Origin of the sequence: Streptomyces sp. NPDC051173, assembly GCF_040689515.1 — a bacterium.
Classification (GTDB): domain Bacteria; phylum Actinomycetota; class Actinomycetes; order Streptomycetales; family Streptomycetaceae; genus Streptomyces.
In genome coordinates this window covers 1-6,966 of sequence record NZ_JBFBBD010000137.1, presented here as the reverse complement: position 1 = coordinate 6,966, position 6,966 = coordinate 1, and the positions used below count along the sequence as shown (strand labels likewise).

Below are 6,966 nucleotides of genomic sequence, written 5' to 3'. Positions count from 1 at the left end.
GCTGTCCACCCTCGACGACCTCACCGACCTCGCCGCACACCTCGGCATCCCCACATCAGAGATCAAAACAGCGAGTTATTGATCGGCAGGCCCTTAACTCCGTGGTCTTGGGATATTTTCTCGGTGCAGCCATGGTCACTGGTCCTCTCATGAGTCCCATCTGACCCGCTGTCAACCTCCCCCGCATCTCGGGGGAACCTCACTGTGCGCGCTCGAAGCCGTCGAGGTTGTCGGCGAAGTATTTGTTCGGCCAGATCAAGGTTTTTCCGCTGTTGAGACGGTTGAGGTCGCCGCTATTGTCGTACGCCTTGAAGATTTCGACGGCGCGGGTGAGGCAGTTGTTGGTCGCATCGCCCCATGGTGCACCCTGGATCACGTACTTCGTGTGGTCGAGCTGGTCTCGCTTGACGAAGGCAGCGTGCTGATCATGTCCCCGGGTATTGATGCAGCGGTATCGGGTGTAGTAGAGGCCGGGGGTGTGGTTGGGATTGGAACGGTGACGAAAGGTGCTGAGCACCTCGTCCCAGGTGCCGTTGAGGTTCCACACCTCCCGTGCGTTCTCAGTGGCTCCGAAATCCCATCGACCGCTGCCGTTGTCCCAGCGGTAGGCCCAGCCAACGTGGCCCGCGTGGTGACCGTCGAATTCAGCGCCAGTGGGGGCCTGGAACATGCAGACCCTTCCGGGTGTATCGGCCTGTGCCGGCGGAGAGGTGGCCAGGGCAGTGGCCGAGGTAGCGGCCAGGAACGTGACCAGGAGGGCGAGAGGCGAACGCCAGCTGATGGTGCGGGGAATCCTCATAGTTGGTCCGATCCCTTCATGGTGAGAACTGGTTGGTGAATTTCCGTTGAGTCGATCTCAGGGGACGTGCTGGCGGAGTGTTTGGGGCGGGCAAATGATCCAGACGCTCCATGGGGCGCCGTATCGGGAGGGGCTGCGGGTTGGTACTCTCGCGCGTCAGCCCGACAATGGGTCCGAGACGAGACTGCGTCGACCGATCAGGTGAATCCGGCGTGGCAGCTGACGGCGTCCCACCTGGAGGTCGCCCGATGGCGTGGCGTGGCAAGGTGTGGAGGGCTGGGAAGGTGCTTGTCCGCTGTTGGGTGGGCCGGGTGGCCGGAGAAGTGAGCTCTCCCGCCACCCGGCGGCTTAGCGGCCTTGTGTCCGTTTGCGGTTAGGGCGTCACTGGCAGCGGTAGGTGACCTCGGGGCTCTTGATCTTGGCGTCGCCCGGGCCATCAGTCTCGGAGATGACCCGGTACTGGCTGTTCGGCTCACAGCCGTAGCTCGGGTGCAGGTCGATCTGGCGGCCAGTGGCCCTCTGCTGGGCCAGGACGTGGTCCGGCCCGAAGTCGTGCTTTTCGATGAGCTTGACGATGATGGTGGCTTCCGAGCTGCAATCCCAGCGCCCGCCGTATCCGGTGATGGTGTGATTCGCGTAGGTTGGGGTGTCCGCGGTCAGGTGGCAGTCGCCAGCAGGCGCTGCCGGGGCCTTGATGGCGGCGTGGGCGTCGCTCATTGTGGGGGCGGCGAGGAACGCGGAAGTGGCGAAGGCGGCGGCGAGGAGACCGCGGAAGACCTTGCTCATGGTGATCAACTCCTTGACTGTGCAGTGTGGTTGTCGAGAGGGTGTGGGACCACGGGTATCAGCGGGCTTCGCGCAATCCGTCGTTTGAGTTGTGGTCCCCTTGGGCGGTCTGGGTTGTGTACGGGGGCGCTCGTGGTCGGTGGCGGGCTGCCGTCGGAGCGTTGCCTTGGCTGGTTCCGCGGCTACGGAAGGCGGCCGCGGCTGTGTCGCCATCACCAGCGGGCAAGCGCAGAGGCGGGAGCTGGGGCTGGGCGGTCGTGGTGCTGGCCTTCCCTCCGGGGGCGCCTGAGCGCGATCAGTCGGTGAGATTCCTGGGGTGGGCGGCGTGGTATCCGTCGCCCTTGATCAGGCCGTAGTCGTGTGTCGCGTACTGGGTGCCGACGCCGCCGGCTTGCTCGTAGGCCCGGTACTTGGTGTGGCCGGCGTCGGCCCAGTGGTCGAAGACCACGACATGGCGGAACTTCGGGGAGTCGCTGTTGGCCTTGATGATCAGGTCGCCCTCGTTGAGCGCGGACATGGTGATGGGGGTCGTCCAGCCGTCGTCCTTCAGGGCGACGGTGTTCGGGCCCGGCTTGGGTAGCTTGAGCATCATCGAGGCGTAGCCGGAGCAGTCCTGGCGATAGCCGTCGTTCCAGTTGTGGTCCTGGTTGTACGGAACCGGCTTGCCTTGGTCGGCGGTCAGCCAGGTCTTCGCCCGCTCGATCTCCTCGTGGCGGGTGATCCCCGGCGCCGCGGTGGCGGTGCTGATGTCCGTTGCAGCGGCGTTCGCCGGGCCGGTCAGCGCAAGCGAGCCGAGCAGGGCGGTTGCCGCCAAGGCGGGGATGGACCAGCGGTGGGAACGGTTCACGGGTTCCTCCTCGGTGGGGTGCGGCCGGCGGGTTCCGGCCTGGCCCCAACGCTGGCGCCGCTGACCGCCACTGATCTAGCGGGGAAGCCGGACCGTCGCGAAAAACCACAGGTCACAGGGTGTGCGATGGTTTTCCGGTCCGGCTCCGGTCCGGAGCAGGATCCCTTTCGGGTGAACTCGGCTCGCAGGCCCGGCGCAGTGTGCGCAGGTCAGGGAAGCCGGGGCCGATTCAGTGTCGGGATGCCGGCCCGTCGATTCAGGCTCCGGATCGGAGACTTGTGCCATGAACGAGGGGCACGGGTTACCTGAACCACGCCAGGCATTCGCCGAGCGTTTCGACCTGCTCTACCGGGAGGCGGGCAACCCCCTGCTGCGGAGCGTGTCCGCTTCGGTAGCCCGTACTCAGCGGGCCGACGGCGATGGCCGCCCAGTCCGGGTACCCGCCCAGCGGATCAGCGACTGGCGGGGCGGGCGCGCCGTGCCTGCTCGGTTCGAGCCGCTGGCCGTCGTGCTGACCGTGTTGATCGGAGAGGCTCGCCGGATACGTTCCCGTCCAGTCGTACCGGGCCTGTACGACCTGGCGGACTGGCGTGCGCGGTGGCAACAGGCGACTCGCTCTCCCTTCTGCGGCAAAGGATTCGGTGAGGAGAAGGGCCCACCGCAAGGTCCTTGCCCGTACCGGGGGCTCGCCGCCTATCAGGCCGAGGACGCCAGGTGGTTCTTCGGGCGCGAGCAGGACACCGCCGCGCTGGTCGGTGAGCTCAGCCGCTGCCTGGACGGAGACGGCCTGCTCATCCTCTTCGGAGCATCGGGCGCCGGGAAATCCTCACTGCTGAGGGCGGGCCTGCTCCCTGTACTCGCGAGTGGCGCGCTGCCCGGTTCCGAGAAGTGGCTAGTGGCGGTGCTCACTCCGACGGTCGATCCCATCGCAGCACTGGTCCACGCTCTCTCCAAGACCCTCGCATGCCCCCCAACCATGCTTCAGGTGGCCGCCGAAACGGGACCGGACGCGTTCAGGGCTGCGATTCGCCAGCATCTGCCGGACGGACGCAGGATCGCGTTGATCATTGACCAGTTCGAAGAGACCTTCACACTGGTCGCCGATCGAAAAAGGCGTGACCTCTATCTCAGCGTGCTGCGTGCTGTCACTGCCCCTGCAGGGGGAGGACCGATGGCGCTCGCCGTCCTTGGGCTGCGGGCCGACTTCTACCAGCATTGTCTCGACCACCCGGATCTCCTTGAATCCGTTCGCAAGCATCAACTGACCCTCGCTCAGATGTCGCCGCCCCAGTTGGCCCGGGCCATCCGGAAACCTGCCGAGGCAGCAGGGCTGGAACTGGAAGAGGGCCTACTCGACGTACTCCTGAGGGATCTCGGACTGCGGGACTGGACGGGCGGGCAAGGATACGAGCCGGGCGCGCTGCCGCTGCTCTCACACGTTTTGCTGTCCACCTGGCAGCAGCGCGCCGACCGTCGGCTCACTCTGAGGGGGTACCGGCTGACGGGTGGCCTGCACGGGTCCATCGCTCAGGCTGCGGAACGGGCCTGGGCCGCCGTGAACCTGACTGACCACGGCCTCGCACGCCAGGTGCTGCTCCGGCTGGTCCGGGTCAGCCCGGACGCCCAGGATGCCCGAAGGCGCGTCACTCGAGCCGAACTGCTTGCCGCGCTGCCCGACAGCACCTCGGTGGAGCGGCTACTGGACGATTTCGCCACCGCCCGGTTGCTCATCTTGACCACCGACACCGTCGAACTCACTCATGAGGCCCTGCTGAGCGCCTGGCCCAGGCTGCGCGAGTGGATCGAACAGGACCGCTCCGGCCTGGTGACCCACCAACGGCTAGAACATGATGCCGAGACCTGGGCCACAGAAGGCCACGATCCGGCCCTGCTCTACCGGGGCGCCCGACTGGAGCTGGCCCGCTCCTGGGCCGATCTCGACGGCGAGCGGTTCGGACTGAGCCCGACCAGTGCCCAGTTCCTCGCCACCTCAACGGCGGCCAAGCAAGCCGCACAGCAGGCAGAGCGACGCCGAATCCGGCTGCTCCGTGCGTTGACGGGTGGTCTGGCCATGCTATTGACACTGGCCTTGATCGCCTTCGGGACTGCTTATTCGGAGTCCCAGAAAGCCAAACAACAGTCCAGGGCAGCAAGCGCGGCCGCGCTCGCCAACCAGGCCGGGGCGGTCACGGCGGGGCGCCCTGACCTTGGGATGTTCCTCTCAGCCTCCGCCTACAAGGAAGACCACAACAACCCGGACGCACTCAGCGCACTGCTGTCCACCTCAGCATCTCGGTTCGAAGGCAGACTGACGACAAACCAAAGCCGCCTGACATCAGTTGCGATGGATCCGGACGGACCGCTGCTCGCGGTCGCCGGTCCCGACGCCGGCGACGGAATCGATCTGTTCGACCGACGCAGCCGACGGCACCTTGCCACCATCCACCAAGACGGCGTCGGGCCCCTTGCCTTCGCACCGCATGGGCATCGCTTGTCCTCCGCCCCAACCGAAGGGGGCGGGATCGATGAATGGGATGTGAGTAACCCAGCCGATCCGCATCCGCTCCGGCGGATCGACACGGACGCAGCGGTAGCCAACTCACTGGCGTTCAGCAAAGATGGCACAGTGCTCGCCAGTGCGTGCAAGGACGGCCTGGTCCGGCTGTGGAACCCCGCCACCGGCACCCTGGATAGAGCCCTGCATGGGCTAGTCGGTGAGGCCCTGAGTGTGGCTGTCAGCCCGGACGGACGGCTGATCGCAGGTGCCGGCCGCGACAGCACTGTCCGAGTATGGCACCGCGACGACGGCGAAGAACTGCACGTCCTGGACGGACTTCACCATGCCGCCGTCACCCACGTCACATTCAGCCCGGACAGCAGAACGCTGGCCACCAGCAGTGACGACTACACCGTCGGACTGTGGGACGTCGCCTCGGGGACCCCGAAGAATACGCCCAAGCAGATCTCCCACTCCGACGCAGTGTTCGATGTCGAGTTCAACCCGGACGGCAGCATGCTCGCCACCGCCAGCTACGACCAGACCGTCGGCCTGTGGAACACAGGCGGAGGTCCGGTAGAGCGACTCACCGGACACGTCGGCCACGTCAACGGCGTGGCCTTCACCCCCGACGGCAAACAACTGGCGAGCGTCAGCTCCGATGGCAGCGCTGTGCTGTGGGACATCTCGGACCATATGCTGATGCCCCAGCCAATTGACTCCCTGCGGGGTGCAGCGATGAGCCCCGATGGCCAGTTCCTCGCCACGGGCGGCTCCCGCGCCCGAGTGGAGATTTGGCGCCGTACCACCGGTGAGCAGCTCGACTCCTTCCCGATCCCGCACTCCTGTCCGGTGTGGAAACTTGCCTACGCCGCAGACGGGCACACCGTGGGCATCACTGGCGATTGCCCTGATGCATTCTTGTACGACACCACCAGACACCGCCTCACCACGCTTCACGGACACACGACGTCCTGGGCCCGCGCGATCGCCTTCGACGTCACCTCCCGGACCGCGGTCACCATTGGTGACGACAACATCGGGCGCATCTGGAACACCGCCACCGGAGAACAGCGCATCCAGCTCCCGGCCCACTCCGGCGGCGGATTGCCTGTGGCGGTCAGTCGGGACGGCGTCATCGCCACCTGGCCGGGAGGGAGCAAGACGGTCCGCCTGTGGGACCTGGACGGACATCCGCTGGGTTCTCTGCCAGCCCAAGAGGTGTGGGCTCTGGCCTTCGATCCCTCCGGTCAGCGGCTGGCCGTGGCTTCCACGGACCGGACCATCCGTTTGTGGCAGATCGGCTCGAGGATGGCACCTGGCGGCCCGAGTACGCACCCACTGAACACATTGAGCGGGCACACCGGCAATCCGCGTGTGTTGGCCTTCAGCCCGGACGGCACTCGACTGGCCAGTGCAGGAGACGACCGGACGATCCGGCTATGGAAGGTCCCCAGCGGCGGCCAGCCCATCACCCTCACCGGGCATGCCAATTCCTTTGGCGGACTGGCCTTCACACCAGACGGTCAGACATTGGCAAGCGGTAACTTGGATGGCACTTTCCGTTTCTGGAATCTCGCCCCCAAGGTTGACCTACAGCGGGCCTGCGAACGCGCCACACGGCTGACTCAGACTGAATGGGCCCGGCTAGTCACCGTCCCCTACGTACGGGCCTGCAGCTAGGGACTGTCTTCAGTTGTGAACAAAACCGGGTTCTGGGCGCCTCGGACGGGATGCCGATGGTAGGACTCCGGTGGGAAGCATCGCGCTATCTGGCCAGCAATGTGCACGGGTAGTCGTCGCATCAGCTGCACGAGCCGATGACACCGGAGTTTGCCCGTCGGGCAGCGCAGTTACCTTCGGGCCGGTCGTGGTCTGCTCGCGCAGACGCTCGATCTCAAGGTGCTGGGCGGCGATCCGGGACAGCGCGAGCTGCTTGAACGTGAACCGCCCCGGGTTTGATGGAGACATCGAAGACCCGGAAGGATGCCGATCATGGCTGCTCCCCGTAAGTACCCCAAGACCACGGAGTTAAGG

4 protein-coding genes are annotated in these 6,966 nt (G+C 66.0%); 1 reads left to right on the top strand and 3 read right to left on the bottom strand.

Annotation, left to right across the window (positions count from 1 at the left end; translation table 11 throughout):
• Positions 1 to 199: 199 nt before the first annotated feature.
• From AB0435_RS33630 to AB0435_RS33620, 3 genes are all read right to left on the bottom strand, one after another.
• Positions 200 to 799, bottom strand: coding sequence for a hypothetical protein (locus tag AB0435_RS33630; protein ID WP_366008471.1), 600 nt, complete (start codon positions 797 to 799; stop codon positions 200 to 202).
• A gap of 381 nt (positions 800 to 1,180) precedes the next feature.
• Entirely contained in the window at positions 1,181 to 1,585 is a 405-nt protein-coding gene (locus AB0435_RS33625; RefSeq protein WP_366008472.1) for a hypothetical protein, read from the bottom strand.
• Positions 1,586 to 1,880: 295 nt separating this feature from the next.
• A complete protein-coding gene (locus AB0435_RS33620) occupies positions 1,881 to 2,432 on the bottom strand; it encodes a hypothetical protein (protein WP_366428687.1) in 552 nt (183 codons plus the stop codon).
• A gap of 283 nt (positions 2,433 to 2,715) precedes the next feature.
• Between AB0435_RS33620 and AB0435_RS33615 the strand changes: the two genes are divergently transcribed.
• Positions 2,716 to 6,612, top strand: coding sequence for a WD40 repeat domain-containing protein (locus AB0435_RS33615; RefSeq protein WP_366428686.1), 3,897 nt, complete (start codon positions 2,716 to 2,718; stop codon positions 6,610 to 6,612).
• Positions 6,613 to 6,966 lie beyond the last annotated feature (354 nt).